Origin of the sequence: Hydrogenophaga sp. UC242_50 (assembly GCF_042697355.1) — a bacterium.
Classification (GTDB): domain Bacteria; phylum Pseudomonadota; class Gammaproteobacteria; order Burkholderiales; family Burkholderiaceae_C; genus Hydrogenophaga.
Map to the genome: position 1 here is coordinate 4,485,630 of NZ_CP170553.1, position 14,598 is coordinate 4,500,227.

General features: G+C 70.8%; 16 protein-coding genes and 1 riboswitch. Of the genes, 9 read left to right on the forward strand and 7 right to left on the reverse strand.

Annotation, left to right across the window (positions count from 1 at the left end; genetic code table 11):
* Nucleotides 1–42: 42 nt before the first annotated feature.
* On the reverse strand, nucleotides 43–1,341 hold the full coding sequence (locus ACFJGX_RS22885; RefSeq protein ID WP_382327143.1) for an efflux RND transporter periplasmic adaptor subunit: 1,299 nt from the start codon (nucleotides 1,339–1,341) through the stop codon (nucleotides 43–45).
* 312 nt (nucleotides 1,342–1,653) lie between these two features.
* Here ACFJGX_RS22885 and ACFJGX_RS22890 point away from each other — a divergent pair, with 312 nt between their 5' ends.
* On the forward strand, nucleotides 1,654–2,625 hold the full coding sequence (locus ACFJGX_RS22890; RefSeq protein WP_382323715.1) for an SDR family oxidoreductase: 972 nt from the start codon (nucleotides 1,654–1,656) through the stop codon (nucleotides 2,623–2,625).
* 9 nt (nucleotides 2,626–2,634) lie between these two features.
* On the opposite strand, the gene ACFJGX_RS22895 is transcribed toward ACFJGX_RS22890, so the two are convergent.
* Both ACFJGX_RS22895 and ACFJGX_RS22900 read right to left on the reverse strand, forming a co-directional pair.
* Entirely contained in the window at nucleotides 2,635–3,147 is a 513-nt protein-coding gene (locus tag ACFJGX_RS22895) for a hemerythrin domain-containing protein (protein WP_382323714.1), read from the reverse strand.
* A 76-nt stretch (nucleotides 3,148–3,223) separates the two neighbouring features.
* Nucleotides 3,224–3,928, reverse strand: a complete 705-nt coding sequence (locus ACFJGX_RS22900) for a hypothetical protein (protein ID WP_382323713.1) — start codon at nucleotides 3,926–3,928, stop codon at nucleotides 3,224–3,226.
* 178 nt (nucleotides 3,929–4,106) lie between these two features.
* On the opposite strand from ACFJGX_RS22900, the gene ACFJGX_RS22905 reads away from it, so the two are divergent.
* Nucleotides 4,107–5,315 carry a phosphatidylserine/phosphatidylglycerophosphate/cardiolipin synthase family protein gene (locus ACFJGX_RS22905; protein WP_382323712.1) on the forward strand — a complete coding sequence of 403 codons (1,209 nt, stop codon included), beginning with the start codon at nucleotides 4,107–4,109 and terminating at the stop codon, nucleotides 5,313–5,315.
* Here ACFJGX_RS22905 and ACFJGX_RS22910 read toward each other — a convergent pair.
* The 4 genes from ACFJGX_RS22910 to ACFJGX_RS22925 form a co-directional block, all read right to left on the reverse strand.
* Nucleotides 5,269–5,721: a hypothetical protein gene (locus tag ACFJGX_RS22910; protein WP_382327144.1), complete on the reverse strand. Its 453-nt coding sequence runs from the start codon at nucleotides 5,719–5,721 to the stop codon at nucleotides 5,269–5,271. The genes ACFJGX_RS22905 and ACFJGX_RS22910 overlap by 47 nt on opposite strands.
* Nucleotides 5,694–6,266: a YbhN family protein gene (locus ACFJGX_RS22915; protein WP_382327146.1), complete on the reverse strand. Its 573-nt coding sequence runs from the start codon at nucleotides 6,264–6,266 to the stop codon at nucleotides 5,694–5,696. Before ACFJGX_RS22915 ends, ACFJGX_RS22910 begins: the two co-directional genes overlap by 28 nt.
* A 62-nt stretch (nucleotides 6,267–6,328) precedes the next feature.
* Nucleotides 6,329–7,543: a cardiolipin synthase ClsB gene (clsB, locus tag ACFJGX_RS22920; RefSeq protein WP_382159707.1), complete on the reverse strand. Its 1,215-nt coding sequence runs from the start codon at nucleotides 7,541–7,543 to the stop codon at nucleotides 6,329–6,331.
* Nucleotides 7,540–8,259 (reverse strand): endonuclease/exonuclease/phosphatase family protein, encoded by a 720-nt coding sequence (locus ACFJGX_RS22925; RefSeq protein ID WP_382323709.1) that lies wholly within the window; start codon nucleotides 8,257–8,259, stop codon nucleotides 7,540–7,542. The genes clsB and ACFJGX_RS22925 overlap by 4 nt, the downstream gene beginning before the upstream one ends.
* Before the next feature lie 243 nt (nucleotides 8,260–8,502).
* Nucleotides 8,503–8,607: riboswitch (guanidine-I (ykkC/yxkD leader) on the forward strand.
* A 52-nt stretch (nucleotides 8,608–8,659) separates the two neighbouring features.
* On the opposite strand from ACFJGX_RS22925, the gene ACFJGX_RS22930 reads away from it, so the two are divergent.
* From ACFJGX_RS22930 to ACFJGX_RS22960, 7 genes are read left to right on the forward strand one after another with little or no spacing between them, the layout of a single operon-like run.
* Nucleotides 8,660–9,685, forward strand: coding sequence for an ABC transporter substrate-binding protein (locus ACFJGX_RS22930; protein WP_382323708.1), 1,026 nt, complete (start codon nucleotides 8,660–8,662; stop codon nucleotides 9,683–9,685).
* 6 nt (nucleotides 9,686–9,691) lie between these two features.
* Nucleotides 9,692–10,702 carry a fatty acid desaturase family protein gene (locus tag ACFJGX_RS22935; RefSeq protein WP_382323707.1) on the forward strand — a complete coding sequence of 337 codons (1,011 nt, stop codon included), beginning with the start codon at nucleotides 9,692–9,694 and terminating at the stop codon, nucleotides 10,700–10,702.
* Between the two features lies 1 nt (nucleotide 10,703).
* Entirely contained in the window at nucleotides 10,704–11,486 is a 783-nt protein-coding gene (locus tag ACFJGX_RS22940; RefSeq protein WP_382323706.1) for an SDR family NAD(P)-dependent oxidoreductase, read from the forward strand.
* Nucleotides 11,483–12,232: an SDR family NAD(P)-dependent oxidoreductase gene (locus ACFJGX_RS22945; protein WP_382323705.1), complete on the forward strand. Its 750-nt coding sequence runs from the start codon at nucleotides 11,483–11,485 to the stop codon at nucleotides 12,230–12,232. Before ACFJGX_RS22940 ends, ACFJGX_RS22945 begins: the two co-directional genes overlap by 4 nt.
* Nucleotides 12,229–13,143 carry a DMT family transporter gene (locus ACFJGX_RS22950; protein WP_382327148.1) on the forward strand — a complete coding sequence of 305 codons (915 nt, stop codon included), beginning with the start codon at nucleotides 12,229–12,231 and terminating at the stop codon, nucleotides 13,141–13,143. The genes ACFJGX_RS22945 and ACFJGX_RS22950 overlap by 4 nt, the downstream gene beginning before the upstream one ends.
* On the forward strand, nucleotides 13,140–13,919 hold the full coding sequence (locus tag ACFJGX_RS22955) for a creatininase (RefSeq protein WP_382323703.1): 780 nt from the start codon (nucleotides 13,140–13,142) through the stop codon (nucleotides 13,917–13,919). Before ACFJGX_RS22950 ends, ACFJGX_RS22955 begins: the two co-directional genes overlap by 4 nt.
* On the forward strand, nucleotides 13,916–14,596 hold the full coding sequence (locus ACFJGX_RS22960; RefSeq protein WP_382323702.1) for a cysteine hydrolase family protein: 681 nt from the start codon (nucleotides 13,916–13,918) through the stop codon (nucleotides 14,594–14,596). Before ACFJGX_RS22955 ends, ACFJGX_RS22960 begins: the two co-directional genes overlap by 4 nt.
* The last annotated feature ends 2 nt before the right edge of the window (nucleotides 14,597–14,598 follow it).

Here is a 14,598-nt window from a genome sequence, read left to right on the forward strand (position 1 = left end):
GGGGCCGGGCTCACCCGGTCGGGGGTGGCCCGTGGGTCGCGCTCAGGGCTTGGGTGGGGCGGAAGCCGCCGGGATCTGGCCCGCCTGGCCGCCCTGCCCGGCGGGTCCGCCCTGCCCGGTGGACGCGGTGGGCTTGTCCTCCACCACGCGGTTGCCTTCCACGCGCATCGCCAGCGGCGTCACGGTCTGGCCGACACGGGCTTTCTGGAAGCCCTCGACCATCACGCGGTCGCCCGCCTTCAGGCCTTCGAGCACCAGCCACTGGGCGCCCAGGGCCTGGCCCAGCCGGATCGGCCGCTTCTCGATCTTGTTGTCGGCGTTGAGCAGCTGCACGCTGGGCTTGCCGGCCGGGTCGCGCTGCACCGCCTGCTGCGGCAGCACGATGGCGTCGCTGGCCTCGCCGGTGGACAGGCGCGCGCGCACGTACATGCCGGGCATCAGCAGGCGGTCGGGGTTGGGGAACACCGCGCGCAGGGTGATGGCGCCGGTGGTCTGGCTCACGGTGGCGCCGGTGAACTGCAGCTTGCCCGCGTGCGGGTAGCGGCTGCCGTCTTCCAGCGCCAGGCGCACCGGGGCGCCGCCGGCCTCGACCTTGCCGAAGGTGCCGGCCTGCCACTGGCGCCGCAGCTCGAGCAGTTCCGAGCTGGACTGCGTGATGTCCACATGAATGGGGTCGAGCTGGCTGATGGTGGTCAGCGCCTGGGCCTGGTTGGCGGTGACCAGCGAACCGGGCAGCACCGCGGAGAGGTCGATCTGGCCGCCGATGGGGGCCACGATGCGGCTGTACTGCAGGTTGATGCGGGCGTTTTCCAGCGCCGCCTGGGCCACGGCCACGTCGGCTGCCGACTGGGCCACCTGGGCCTGGCTTTCGTCGAACACCTGGCGGCTGATGGCGTCGATCTTCACCAGTTCGGCGTTGCGCTCGGCGTTGGTGCGCGCGGTCTGCGCGGAGGCGCGCGACTCTGCCAGGGCCGCCTCGGCGCTCTTGACGGTGGCTTCCAGCGTGCGCGCGTCGATCTGGTACAGCGGCTGCCCGGCCTTGACCACCGAGCCCTCGGTGAACAGCCGCTTCTGCAGGATGCCCGAGACCTGGGGCCGCACCTCCGCGCTCTGCGAGGCCCGGGTGCGGCCGGCCAGTTCGGTGGTCAGCCCCTGGGCCTGCACCACCACCGTCAGGTAGCCGACGCTGGGGGCGGCCGGGGCGGCGGCGGGCGCCTTCTTGTCACCGCAGGCGGCCAGCGCGAGCACCGCCGCCCCCACCAGGGCCAGGGTCCAGCGCCGTGCGCCGGGGCGCTGTCGAACCGGAGAGGGAGCGGTGGCGGACAGGGCGACGGGGGACACCCGGCGTGGCTCATCGGATGCAGCGAAGGTCAATGGCATGGAAGTCGGGACGGGCTGTGGGGTGGAGACGCGGTGGGGCAAGCGGCGGTTGCGACCGCAACATGCCATTGTGCGCATGCAAACATGTCTGGAATGTAAACGCACTCGAAGCGCTCCAAAAAAGCCCGGTTCCGAGAAAAACCGCAAAAACGTCAAACCCCTTTGCGGCAGATTCTTCCGCCGGCCGGCGCCGGTTCCCCGGCGGTCCGTTGGCACGCGCCCTGCCCCGCAAGGATTCGCCGAATCCTTTCAACCCCCATCGGGAGCACGCCCATGGCCAGCAGCCGCACACTCGAAAAACAGGCATCCATCCATGCAGAGCAGGACCGCCGCGACCAGCGCAAGAAACGCGCCCCCGCCGCGAAGAAGCGCCCGCCCCAGACCGGTGCGCGGGCCCAGCCCACGAAAATGCCCGAACAGCACCTCGATGCGGACGACCAGGAGTCTGATCTGGAACTTCGCCCTCGGTTCCTGGCGCCCGACTATTTGGGCAGCCAGAAGCTGCAGGGACAGGCGGCGCTGATCACCGGCGGCGACTCCGGCATCGGCCGGGCGGTGGCGGTGCTTTTCGCGCGCGAGGGCGCCGACGTGGCGATCGCCTACCTCTCGTCCTCGGAAGACGCCGAGGAAACCCGGCGCCATGTGGAGGAAGAAGGCCGGCAATGCCTGGTGCTGCAGGGCGACGTGAAGGACCCGGCCTGGTGTGAGGCAGCGGTGAACGAAACCGTGAAGGCCTTCGGCAGGCTGGACATCCTGGTGAACAACGCGGCGTTCCAGAAGCACGCCGAATCCATCGAGGACATCGACGACGAGCGGCTGAAGGAAACCTGGGACACCAACCTGGGCGGCTACTTCCGCATGACACGCGCCGCCCTGCCCCACCTGAAGGAAGGCGCCTGCATCATCAACACCGGCTCGGTCACCGGACTGCGCGGCAGCGCCCACCTGCTGGACTACGCCGCCACCAAAGGGGCCATCCACGCCTTCACCAAGTCGCTGGCGAGCAACCTGCTGCCGCGCGGCATCCGGGTCAACGCCGTCGCGCCCGGCCCGGTCTGGACCCCGCTCAACCCGCGCGATCAGCCGGCCGGGAAAGTGAAGGATTTCGGGGAAAAGACCGACTTCCAGCGCGCCGCCCAGCCCGAGGAGCTTTCGCCGGCCTACGTCTTTCTGGCCTCGCCCTGCTGCTCGGGCTACATCACCGGCGTGGTCCTGCCCGTCACCGGCAGCGTGGACGCGATCTGAGCGCGGCCGTCAGGGTGGGGCGGCCACCGGCGCTTCGGCGACGACCAGCTCTTCCCGGCGCTGGTCGATCTCGCCCTCCAGCCGCGCCCAGTCCAAGGCCCTGCTGTCCAGCCCGGGAAAGAGATGGGCCTCTTCCCATTTCATGTGCCCAAGCGCGCGCAGGCACAGGTCCGTGAACCGCTGGGCATGCTGGTCGTCGTCGGGCTTGAGCGTGCGCAAGGGATTGATCTGCGCGTGCAGTTCGGCGTGCTCGCGCTGGGCCGCCGCCAACAGCCCTGCGTCCGCCACGGCGGCTTCGCGCAGCGCGGGGTACAGCAGCTCCTGCTCCAGGGCGGCATGCACGGTCAGTTCGTCCAGCACGTGGGCCACCAGGGCGCCGCGCTCCAGGGCGGCCGTCTGCGGATCCAGCTCCTGGAACCGGCGGTGGGCCTGTTTCACGCGCAGGTGATCCCCCTTGAGCCCGTCCACGATGTGGCGGCGGGCGGCGTCCGAGATCTCGGCGGGCGTGGCATCGGATCGCATGGGCGTCTCCTTGCGGAAGGGCTTCAAAAAAGCCGGGAGGGGCGTTGGCCTCTCCCGGCTTCAGGCGCCAGCGGCGTCAGCTGTTGTCCTTGTTCTGCTTGCCCGACGGCGGTGACCCGCTCTCGTTCTTGCCCGTGCCGGCGGTCTGCTGGCGGCTGGAACGCCAGGTGGAGAACTCGTCGGAGAACTTCTTGAAGCGGTCCTGGCGCCACTGGTTGTAGTCGTCGTCCAGTGCGCGCATCTGCTCACGGCGCCATTGGCTGTAGTCCGGGTCGAACTGCTGCTCCTGCGGGTCGCCTCGACCGCTGTAGCCGGACTGCGAGCCGCTGTAGCTGCTGCCCATGCCACCGCCGTATCCTCCGGGGCCGGCGTAACCGGCACCCCGGTAGTCGCGGTCCAGGCCGCTGGGCCGGTTGAAGCGCTCGCGCTGCTCCTGGCCGTAGCGGTCGTCGTCGTTGTCGCGCAGCCCGTACTGGCCGTACCGAGGCGCGTCACCGCGGTATGGGCCGGAGCCGCCGGGGCCGTAGCGGTCGTCCTGGTCGCGCTGACCGTAGCCGCCCTGGCCGTACGACGTGTCCTCATCGCGGAAACTGCCAAGGTCGCGTTGTTGTTCGCGGCGCCAGTCGCTGCCGCCCTGCCAGGCGTCATCGCGACCCCGACCGTGGTCGCCCTGCGGTTGGCGCGGCGACTCGTACCCACCGCCTTGCTGGCGGTTTTGCGAGCTGAAAGCCTCTTGCTGGTAACCGCCCCGCTGGCGGTTCCGGTTGTCCTGTTGTGCCATGGGTGTGTCCTTTCAATGATCGGATGCATGAAACGGATGCGGGCGCCGTTCGCCGGCCCTCGGCATCCACGGCTGGTTGGGCAAAACGCGTTCCCGCTGTGGGTGCCGCGACGCGCGCGCCGGCACCGGGCACGCTGTTTGCCCCAGGCGCAGGTCGCCACCCCAAGCCCACGCCACCATGAGCCTGTCCTTCCCCGCCCCACCCGTCCCCGCGCACGTGGCCCATGCCCACGAACTGGTGCGCCGCCTGGGCGAACCCCTGCTCGGCGGCAACCACGCCGAGGTGCTCGGCGATGCGAGGGCGGCGCGCGCCGCGCTCGTGGAGACGCTGATCGGCGCGCGCGACCACATCAACCTGGACGCCGCCCTGCTCGAGGTGGGCGAAGCGCAGGACGGCCTGCTCCATCGGCTGGTGGCGCTGTGCCGGCAGGGCGTGCGTGTGCAGGTGCTGGCCGCCAACCCGCGCCAGGAAGCCGAGCTGGGCCCGCTGCGCCGGGCCGGCGCCACCGTGCGCATCCTCGAACGGCCCGGCGGCCTCAGCGGCTGGGTGGCGCAGCGCTTCCAGTCCATGCAGCGGCAGCTGGCGGTGGTGGATGGCCGCACGGCCTGGTGCGGCCCGGGCTCGCCATCCACCGGCGCGGGGGCTCAGGGCCCGCACCTGCGCGTGCGCGGCCCCATCGTCCAGCGCGTGCAGCGGCTCTTCCTGGACGGCTGGAAGACCGCCGAACCCCGCCTGCCCGCGCCGCCGCCGCAGCACTTTCCGCCCATCGCGCTCGCGGGGCGCCAGCGCATGGGCATCGCCACGCGCGCGGGATCGGCGCAGCCCGCCCCGGCCGCCGGCTGCCCGCTCATCGGTGCCGTGGAAACGGCGCGCTTCAGCGTCTTCATCGCCCTGGCGCGGCGCGCGCCCTCGCGCCGGTTGGTGCAGGCCATCGCTGGCGCGGCCGGCCGGGGCGTCAATGTGTCGGTGCTGCTGCAGCACGGCGGCGCGCCCCACGCCTGGCCCTGGCGCGCGAGCTGCGCCGAACTCATGCGGGCCGGCGCCTGGCTGTACCAGGCGGACGGCAGCCAGCCCCTGCCAGCGCACAGCACCGTGGACGGCGTGTGGTCCAGTGTGGCGATCGACGGCGGCTCGGGCTGGCACAGCGGCGACGTGATCGATGCGGCGCAGCTGCTCGTGCTCGATGCGGCGTTCGCGAGCGAACTCGACGACGTCTGCCAGGCGGCCATGGCGCACGCCCTGCTGCTCGATGCCCATTCCCTGGCCGGCCCGGCGCCCTTGCGCCGTTGGTTCGGCCCCACGGCCCCGGCGCGGGCACCGGTGGCCGATCACAGCAGCCTCACGTCGGTCGGCCGCCCCGTCGAAGGGCCGGGCCTGAGTCCTTGACGCCCTGGCGGCCCTGGGCGCCGCCGCGCCGCGCCGCGGCCTCGCTCCAGGCGTAGGCCGGCAGCGCCAGGGCGAGCGGCAGCAGGTAGTAGGCCGCGCGGTAGGCCAGCACCACCGCGAGCACCTCGGTGGCGGGCAACACGCCGCCCAGCGTGCGCACGAACACCGCCTCCAGAACCCCCAGGCCGGCCGGCACGTGCGTGATCACGCCGGCCACGGCGGCCATCAGCAGCGCACCCAGCACGAGGGCGAAATCGACCCGCCCCTCGAACAGCACCCACACGATGGTGCCCATCAGCAGCCAGTTCGCGCCGCCGGCCAGCGCCTGCACCAGGGCCAGGCGGCCGCCGGGCAGCGCCAGTTCGTGCTCGCGCCACTTCAGCGTGCGGGGCGCGAGACCGCGCACAGCACCAGGTAGGCCAACGCCAGCGCCACCATCGCCGCGCCGAGGGCGCGCAGCACGGTGTCGCCCGGCGCCCACCCACCCGGCAACGTGGGCGGCGACCACAGCAGCACACCCCCGCTCACCCACAGGTAGCCCAGCCAGTTGGTCGTCATGCTCAGCGCGATCACCTTGGCCACCGTGGCCGCGGCCACGCCCCAGCGCGTGTACAGGCGCAGCCGCATCGCGAAGCCGCCCACCAGCGCGCCGAAGTTGAGGTTGAAGGCGTAGCTGATGGCCGCCGTGCCCAGCGTGCGCGGCACCGACAGGCCGTGCCGCGTCAGGTGGCGCCCCACCAGGTCGAAGCCGGCGTAGACCCCGTAGCTCAGCGCCGCGAGGCCGGCCGCCAGCGCCAGCCGCCCCGCCGACAGCTGCCGCAGCGACACCCACACCTGCGGCCAGTCCACCGCGCGGGCCTGCTGCGCCACCAGGGCCAGCACCAGCGCGGCCAGGGCCCACGGCGCGATCCGTTTCGTCCACCGCCAGAGGCGCTGCCGTGCAGGGCTCACGGAAGCACCTTCGTCCTGCGGACCGCGGGGCGAGCTTGCCTGGGGGCGGCCCTGCGTTGCGCTCATGAAGGGTCCGGGTCGACGGTCATCGCCACCACGCGCGGCTCGCGCGCCGTGGTCTGCCGGGTCCAGTCCGGGAAGCGCCTCAGCGCGTGGAACACCACCATGCTGCGCACCGCGATCCAGGCCGACCGCAGCCGGCTCGGCGTGGGCAGCTCCACGCGCTGGCAGCAGGTCTGCAGCAGCTCGTCGATGCGCCCGCAGAGGTGGCGCGCGAAGGCCTCGTCGCGCACGATCACGTTGGCCTCCAGGTTCAGGCTCAGGCTGGTGGGGTCGAGGTTGCTGGAACCCACGGTGGCCCAGAGGTTGTCCACCACCGCCACCTTGCCGTGCAGCGGGCGTTCGTTGTACTCGTAGATGTTGATGCCCGCGCGCATCAGGTGGCGGTACAGCAGCTCGCTCGCGCGCTTGACCCACAGCATGTCGGGACGGCCCTGCAGGAAGAGATCCACCTGCACCCCGCGCCGGGCCGCGCGGCGCAGGTCGCGCAGGAAGCGGTAACCGGGGAAGAAATAGGCGTTGGCGATCAGGATGCGGTGGCGCGCGCTGCGGATCGCCGCGCGGTAGTGGCGTTCGATGTCGCTGCGGTGTTCGTTGTTGTCGCGCGTGACGAAAGCGGCGAGCGCGCCTTCGCCCGTCACCTCGGCCACGCCTTTGCGGCGCAGGCTCGAGCGCCAGCGCCGCAGCCATTGCCCCCGCGCGGGCTGGGGCGACTCGACGTTGGCGCGGCAGAAGGCCTGGATCTGGCCCACGAGCGGGCCTTCGATCTGCACCGCGTAATCCTGCTTGGAGAGTTCGCCGAACTCCATCAGATGGTCGATGGAGTAGTTGATGCCGCCGACGAAGGCGATCCTGCCATCCACCACCACGATCTTGTGGTGCATGCGGCGCAGCAGGTTGACGCGCGCGCCCAGCACGCGCTGCACCGGCTCGAAGGCGCGCAAGTGCACCCCGGCCTCGAGCAGCGGCTGCGTGAACGAGGCCGGCAGATCCGGCGAGCCCCAGCCGTCCACCAGCACATGCACCTGCGCTCCGCGCCGCGCGGCGCTCAGGAGCGCCTCGTGCAGCTGGCGGCCCACCTTGTCGTCGAACAGGATGAAGGTCTCCAGCAGCACTTCCTTTTCGGCGTTGGCGATCGCCTCGAACACGGGCGGGTAATAGCCTTCGCCGTTCTCCAGCAGCGTGATCCGGTTGCCGGGCACCCAATGCGAGTTCATGGCGCGGTCTCCAGGTGGATTTCAGCGGCCAGCGGTGCGTGGTCGGACAGCCGCGCCCAGGGACGCCGCGGCATGGGAACGGGCAAGGCGCGTGCCACCCCACGCACGTAGATGCGGTCCAGCCGCAGCACCGGAAAGCCCGACGGGAAGCTGCGCGCGTGCTGGCCATGCGCGTGGCGGAACACCTCGCGCAGGCCGCTGGGCGCCAGCAGCCCGTCGGCGCGCAGGCGCCAGTCGTTGAAGTCGCCGGCCACCACCAGCGGCGAGTCCGGCGGCACATAGCGGCTCACGATGTCGCAGATCATGCCCAGCTGCTGGCGCCGGTGCGATTCGCGCAGCCCCAGGTGCGCGCACATCACGTGCATGTCGGGCCCCAGGCCCGGCACATCGAGCACACAGTGCAGCATGCCGCGTGGCTCGAAACCGTTGATCGACAGGTCGTGGTTCTCGCTGTGCAGCACCGGAAAGCGCGACATCACCGCGTTGCCGTGGTCCAGCCCCTCGGCCACGGCGTTGCGGCCGTAGGCGTGCTGCGGCCAGATCTCGTCGGCCAGGAACTCGTACTGCGCGGCGCTGGACCCGTTGCCGCCTTTCACCTCCTGCAGAAAGACGATGTCGCTGCCCATGGCGCGCACCGCTTCCCGCAGCCCGTGCAGCACGGAACGGGTGTTGAAGACGTCATAGCCCTTGTGGATGTTCACGGTGAGTACCTGCATGAGCCATGCTAGGCAGGGCACCGCGCCGCCCTCTGTCAGACAAACGCGCATTCGCGCGCAGGCGGTCACCGCTTCGCACCAAGCCGGGGCGGCGCTGCGGCGCCGAATGCACCTGCCGGCATCGGTTCGCCCTCGTTTTGGTGCACCGCCCCGGCCGAACCCCACGCAAACCGCTGGCACGCTTTCTGCTCACACCCCAAGCGCAAGAAGAGCGATCTGGGGTCCGCCCCGAGACAGCTCGGCACTCAGGTGCACTAGGGTTCCGACCACGAGATGGCTCGTGGTGTCTGGTCCGAGAGTGTGCCGGCCTCATCGCAGGCTCCACGGAGGGACAAAAGCCCGGGAGAACGATCACAGATCGGTTCTTCCTGCGCGTCCCACCAACCCATGGAGTCCTCTGATGAACAGCACCGCCCTCCCTGCATCCCCCTCCCGGCGCCACCACTTCCTCAAGCCCGCCCTGGGCCTGGCCCTGTCGCTGGCCACCGCCGGCGCCTTCGCGCAGGCACCCGCCCCGATGAAGATCGCCACCGTGGTGTGGATCGGCTACGGCCCGTTCTACGTGGCCGAAGCGCTGGACCTCTACAAGAAATACAACCTCAAGGTCTCGCTGCAGGTCTTCAACGACCCCGCGCTGATCCCGGCGGCCATCGCCTCGGGCGCGGTGGACGGCGGCATGCTGACCTACGACCAGGTGGTGGGCCAGGTCGCCGCAGGCCGCGCCATGAAGGTGGTCATGCCCATCGACTACTCCAACGGCGGCGACGCCATCGTGGCCGACGGCAGCATCACCAAGGTGGCCGACTTCAAAGGCAAGAAGATCGGCTACAACCCGCTCTCGCCGAGCGACTTCCTGCTCTCGTACGCGCTCAAGACGGTGAACCTGAGCGAGAAGGACATCACCCCGGTAAGCATGACGCCCGAAGCCGTGCCGGCGGCGATGGCCTCGGGCCAGTTGCCCATCGGCGTGACCTACGAGCCCAGCCTGTCGCAGATCCTCGGCCAGGGCGGCGGCAAGAAGTTCAAGGTGGTGTTCTCCTCGAAGAACGCGCCGGGCCTGATCGCCGACGTGCTGGTGTTCGACGACAAGGTCATCAAGGCCAAACCGGCCGAGATCACCGGCATCATGAAGGCCTACCTGGACGGCATGGCCTACATGAAGGCCAAGCCGGCCGAGGCACACAAGATCATCGGCAAGTTCATGGGCGTGTCCGCCGCCGAGGTGAAGGAACAGCTCACCGGCGTCTACAACATCCCGCTGGCCGAGATGCCCAAGGCCTTCCTGCCCGCGAAGGAAACCACCTCGTACTACGCCAGCGGCGACATCATCGCCCAGCTGCTCAAGGCCAAGGGCCAGATCACCACGATTCCCGCCACCGAAGCCACGTTCGACGCCGGCCTCGTCAAGGCCATGGTCGCGAAGTAAGCCGCCATGACATCGGTGTTCCGCTATGAGGACGGCGTGTGGCCCAACGTGGCCGCCCTCGCCTTCACGCTGCTGGGCTGGCCCGCGGGCATCGTCCTGCTCGGCCAAGCCAACGGCTGGCTCAACGCGCTGGGCGTGCTGCTGGTGGCGCAGACCCTGGTCTGGTCGGCCTACTTCATCCACGAGTTCGCGCACTACGCGATTTTCAAGACACCCCAGGCCAACGAGCGCTGGGGCACGCTCATGAGCTGGATCAACGGCAGCTGCTTCGCCAGCTTCGCCGACCTGCGCCGCAAGCACATGCGCCACCACGTGGAGCGCGCCGACGTGATCACCTTCGACGCCCAGGCCTTCCTGCGCGCGCGCCCCGTCATACGCCGCACGGTGCTCGCGCTGGAGTGGGCGTACATCCCGGCGGTGGAGTTCGTCATGCGCGGCTTCGTGATCGCCATGCCCTTCATGGGCGAGAAGAAAAAAGCCGCGCGCGGCCGCGTCATCGGCATCGCACTGGTGCGCATCGCCGCCTGGGTGGCGCTGGGCTGGTGGTCGCTCAAGGCGCTGGCGCTGTACGCCCTGGCCTACCTGATCTTCGTCACCGTGCTGCGCTTCGCCGACTGTTTCCAGCACACCTACGACGCCTACCCCATCCTCGACGATGCGCCCATCCCCAAGGACAAGGTGCGCGACCGCGCCTACGAGCAGGCCAACACCTTCAGCGACGTGGTGAGCCTGGACGCGAAATGGCTCAACCTGGTGTGGCTGAACTTCGGCTTCCACAACGCCCACCACGAGCGCCCCACCGCGCCCTGGTACCGCCTGCCGGCCTTCCACCGCGAGCTGTACCCGTCCGATTACGCCCAGGTGGTCACGGTGCGCGAGCTGCTGCGCAGCTTCCACCTCAACCGCGTCAAGCGCGTGCTGGCCAGCAACTACGGCGCGGTGCAGCCACCGGGCACGCCGGGCCGCGCCGATGGCTTCCTCGGTGCCGTCGGTGTGTCGTTCCTGACGGCTGTTTGACATGACCGCTGTTGTCCGCTACGGCCTGGAAGGCAAGACCGTGCTCGTCACCGGCGCGGCCGGCGGCATCGGCAGCGCGCTGGCGCGGGCCTTCGCCGCGCAGGGCGCGCGGCTCATGCTGCTCGACCGGGCCGACACCGCCCTGCCCGCGCTCAGCGCCCAGCTCGACGCCAGCGCCGCCGTGTGCGACCTGGGCGACCCGGCACAGATCGCGCGCATCGCCACCCAGGTGCGCGAGCGCTGGGGCACGCTGGACGTGCTGGTGAACAACGCCGGCACCGAGTACCCCACGCCGCTGGCCGACACCTCGCCCGAGGCCATGGCGCGCTGGTCCGCGCTGCTGGACAACAACGTGGGCTCCATGGTGCGGCTCACGCAGGCCCTGCTGCCGGTGTTGCCGCGTGGCGCGAGCGTGATCAACCAGAGCTCGATCTGGGGCCGCATCGGCGTGGCCGGTTTCTCCGCCTACGCGGCGAGCAAACACGCGGTGGTCGGCCTCACACGCTCGCTCGCGCTGGAACTCGGCCCGCGCGGCATCCGCGTCAACGCGGTCTGCCCCGGCTGGGTGCGCACGGCCGCCGCGCTGCGCTCGCTCGCCACCATGGCACAGGAACAGGGCCGCAGCGAGGCCGAGGTGGAGCGCGAGATCCTCTCGAAACAGGCCCGGCCCGTGATGCTCACGCCAGACGACCTCGCTGGCGTGTTTCTCTTCCTCGCCAGCGAGGGTGCGGCCCCGCTCACCGGCCAGTGCTTGGTGGCCAGCCACGGCGAGGTGATGGCATGAAGCACGCGCTCTCCCTTCAGGGCCGGACCGCGCTGGTCACCGGCGCGGCCACCGGCATCGGCCGCGCCATCGCGATCCTGTTCGCGCAGGCCGGCGCGCGCGTGGTGGTCAACCACCTTGGGCAGGCCGAGGCCGCACTGGCCGTGGTGCAGGCGATTCAACGCGACGGCGGCGAGGCGCTCGCGATCGACGCCGACGTCAGCCGCGCCGACGCGGTGCAGCGCCTCGCGGCCGAAGCGGGCGAAGTCCACATCCTGGTCAACAACGCCGGCATCATCCAGGAGAAGCCCTTTCTCGACACCACCGAAGCCGACTGGGACCGGATGCTCGGCGTCGACCTCAAATCCGTCTTCCTCACCTCGCGCGCCGTGCTGCCGGGCATGGTCGCGCGCGGCAGCGGCGCCATCGTCAACCTCGCGTCCGACCTGGGCATCCTGGGCCGCGAACGGTACGCGCCCTACTGCGCGGCCAAGGCCGGCGTGATCGGGCTCACGCGCTCGCTGGCGCGCGAGTTCGCGCCGCTAGGCATCCGCGTCAACGCCATCGCGCCCGGCCCGGTGAACACCGCCATGGTCTCGCTCGAACACATGAGCCCGGAATGGATCGAGAAGGAACTCGCGATCCCGCAGCACCGCGTGGCCGAGCCCGAGGAGATCGCGGCCACGGCGCTGTTCCTCGCCAGCGACCTCTCTCGCTTCTACTGCGGCCAGGTGCTGGGGCCCAACGGCGGATCGGTGATGCCATGAGCGCAGCGCCATCCGACCGCCTCGCCACCGGCGTGCTGCTGTTCTCGGCCTCGCTCTGGGGCCTGTCGTGGATGCCGCTCAAGTGGTTCATCGCGCAGGGCCTGAGCGGGCCAATGGTCTCGCTGGTCTCCTACGGCGCGGTGGGCCTGTGCGCGCTGGTCTTCATCTGGCGCGAGCGCGCGGCCTGGCGCGCGCACGGGGGCTGGCTGCTCGCGCTGGCGCTGGTGGGCGGCTGGGCCAACACCTCCTTCGTCAACGCCCTCATGGTGGGCGACGTGGTGCGCGTGATGTTCCTGTTCTACCTCTCGCCGGTGTGGTCGGTGCTGGGCGGCTGGCTGTTCCTCAAGGAGCGCATCCCGCCCACGCGCTGGGCCGCGGTGGTCGCGGCCATCGTGGGCCTGTGGCTGGTGCTGGGCGGCCCGGGCGCGGTGGACCTCTCGTTCTCGCTGTCCGATGGGCTCGCGCTCTCCGCCGGCCTGGCCTTCGCGGGCAACAACCTGCTCGCGCGCGCCGCGCAAGGCGTGCCCCTGCAGAGCAAGACCTTCGCGGTCTTCGTCGGTTGCGGCGCCATCTCGCTGGCGGTCACCGCCGCGCTGGGCCAGGGCGTGCCCGCCCTGCCCGCCGGCGTGTGGCTCGCGGTGCTGGCCTACGGCTTCGTGTGGCTGCTGCTGCGCCACCGCCACCTGGCAGTTCGGCGTGACGCACCTGGAAAGCAGCCGCGCCGGCGTGATCCTGCTGGCCGAACTGGTGGTGGCCGTGCTCACCGCGCTCTGGTTCGGCGGCGAGACGCTCACGCCCATGGGCTGGGCCGGCGGCACGCTCATTGCCGTGGCCGCGCTGGTGGAAGCCCTGGACAACCGCCCAACCGACCCCCGACCCCAAACCGCCCCGACAGGAGGATGAACCGATGACCGACACCGTGTGGATGAACCAGCTCTCGTGGTTGGACTACCAGGCCCGCGTGACGCAAGACCAGCCGCCCGTGCTCCTGCCCGTGGGCGCGCTCGAACAGCACGGCCCGCACCTGCCCCTGGGCACCGATGGCCTGCTCTCCAGCGCCATCGCCGCCGACACGGCCGCCCTCGTGGGTGGCCTGGTCGCGCCCACGCTGTCGTACGGCTACAAGTCGCAGCCCAAGTGCGGCGGCGGCCAGCACTTCTGCGGCACCACCAGCGTGGACGCCGCCACCCTCATCGGCCAGGTGCGCGACGCGGTGCGCGAGTTCGCGCGCCACGGCCTCACGAAGCTCGTCATCGTCAACGGCCACTACGAGAACCAGTGGTTCCTGATCGAGGGCATCGACCTGGGCCTGCGCGACCTCGGCCTCGGCGCGAAGCTGCAGGTGATGCGCCTGGAGTACTGGGACTTCATGACGCCCGACACCCTGGGCGATGTGTTCCCCGATGGCTTCCCCGGCTTCGCGCTGGAACACGCCGCCGTGCTGGAGACCTCGATGATGCTGCACTACCACCCCAACCTCGTGCGCATGGACCTGCTGCCCGACGACGGCCCGGCCGACTTCCCGCCCTACGAGATGTACCCGCCGCGCACCGACTGGGTGCCCGCTTCTGGCGTGCTCTCCTCCGCCAAAGGCTCGGACGCGGTGAAAGGCAAGCGGCTCGCCGACGAAGTGGCCCGCCGCATGGCCGAGGCCGTGCGCACCGGTTTCGAAAGGCCCGCGCCATGAGCACCACCGCGCTCATCGTGATCGACATGCAACGCGACTTCTGCAGCCCGGGGGGCTATGCCGACACCGCCGGCATGGACGTGCAGCGCTTGCGCGAACCGATCGCCAACATCCAGCAACTGCTGGCCGCCGCGCGCGCCAAGGGCCTGCTGGTGGTGCACACGCGCGAAGGCCACCTGCCCGACCTGAGCGACTGCCCGCCCGCCAAGCTCGCGCGCAGCACCGCCGCGGGCGCGGCCATCGGCAGCCAGGGTCCGCTGGGCCGGCTGCTGGTGCGCGGCGAACAGGGCCACGATTTCGTGGACGCGCTCCAACCGGCCCCCGGCGAATTCGTGGTCGACAAACCCGGCTACGGCGCCTTCCACCAGACGCGCCTGACGCAACTGCTCGCCGCGCACGGCGTGGACCGGCTCATCCTCTGCGGCGTGACCACCGAGGTCTGCGTGCACTCCACGCTGCGCGAAGCGGTGGACCGCGGCTTTGCCTGCACCACCGTGGGCGACGCCACCGCCGCCAGCAACCCCGCGCTGCAGGCGCCCGCGCTGGCCATGATCGACGTGGAAGGCGGCATCTTCGGCCGTGTGCGCAGCACCGCCGAGGTGGTGGCCGAACTCGCCGACAGCGCGCCCGCGCGCGACCGCGTCACCACCTGGGTGCAAGCCTTCACCGGTGCCTGAGA

Bases quoted from the DNA above. Each gene is read 5' to 3' on its own strand.
- ACFJGX_RS22890 (WP_382323715.1), top strand. From the start codon at position 1,654: ATGGCCAGCAGCCGCACACTCGAAAAACAGGCATCCATCCATGCAGAG.
- ACFJGX_RS22895 (WP_382323714.1), bottom strand. From the start codon at position 3,147: ATGCGATCCGATGCCACGCCCGCCGAGATCTCGGACGCCGCCCGCCGC.
- ACFJGX_RS22900 (WP_382323713.1), bottom strand. From the start codon at position 3,928: ATGGCACAACAGGACAACCGGAACCGCCAGCGGGGCGGTTACCAGCAA.
- ACFJGX_RS22905 (WP_382323712.1), top strand. From the start codon at position 4,107: ATGAGCCTGTCCTTCCCCGCCCCACCCGTCCCCGCGCACGTGGCCCAT.
- clsB (WP_382159707.1), bottom strand. From the start codon at position 7,543: ATGAACTCGCATTGGGTGCCCGGCAACCGGATCACGCTGCTGGAGAAC.
- ACFJGX_RS22925 (WP_382323709.1), bottom strand. From the start codon at position 8,259: ATGCAGGTACTCACCGTGAACATCCACAAGGGCTATGACGTCTTCAAC.
- ACFJGX_RS22930 (WP_382323708.1), top strand. From the start codon at position 8,660: ATGAACAGCACCGCCCTCCCTGCATCCCCCTCCCGGCGCCACCACTTC.
- ACFJGX_RS22935 (WP_382323707.1), top strand. From the start codon at position 9,692: ATGACATCGGTGTTCCGCTATGAGGACGGCGTGTGGCCCAACGTGGCC.
- ACFJGX_RS22940 (WP_382323706.1), top strand. From the start codon at position 10,704: ATGACCGCTGTTGTCCGCTACGGCCTGGAAGGCAAGACCGTGCTCGTC.
- ACFJGX_RS22945 (WP_382323705.1), top strand. From the start codon at position 11,483: ATGAAGCACGCGCTCTCCCTTCAGGGCCGGACCGCGCTGGTCACCGGC.
- ACFJGX_RS22950 (WP_382327148.1), top strand. From the start codon at position 12,229: ATGAGCGCAGCGCCATCCGACCGCCTCGCCACCGGCGTGCTGCTGTTC.
- ACFJGX_RS22955 (WP_382323703.1), top strand. From the start codon at position 13,140: ATGACCGACACCGTGTGGATGAACCAGCTCTCGTGGTTGGACTACCAG.
- ACFJGX_RS22960 (WP_382323702.1), top strand. From the start codon at position 13,916: ATGAGCACCACCGCGCTCATCGTGATCGACATGCAACGCGACTTCTGC.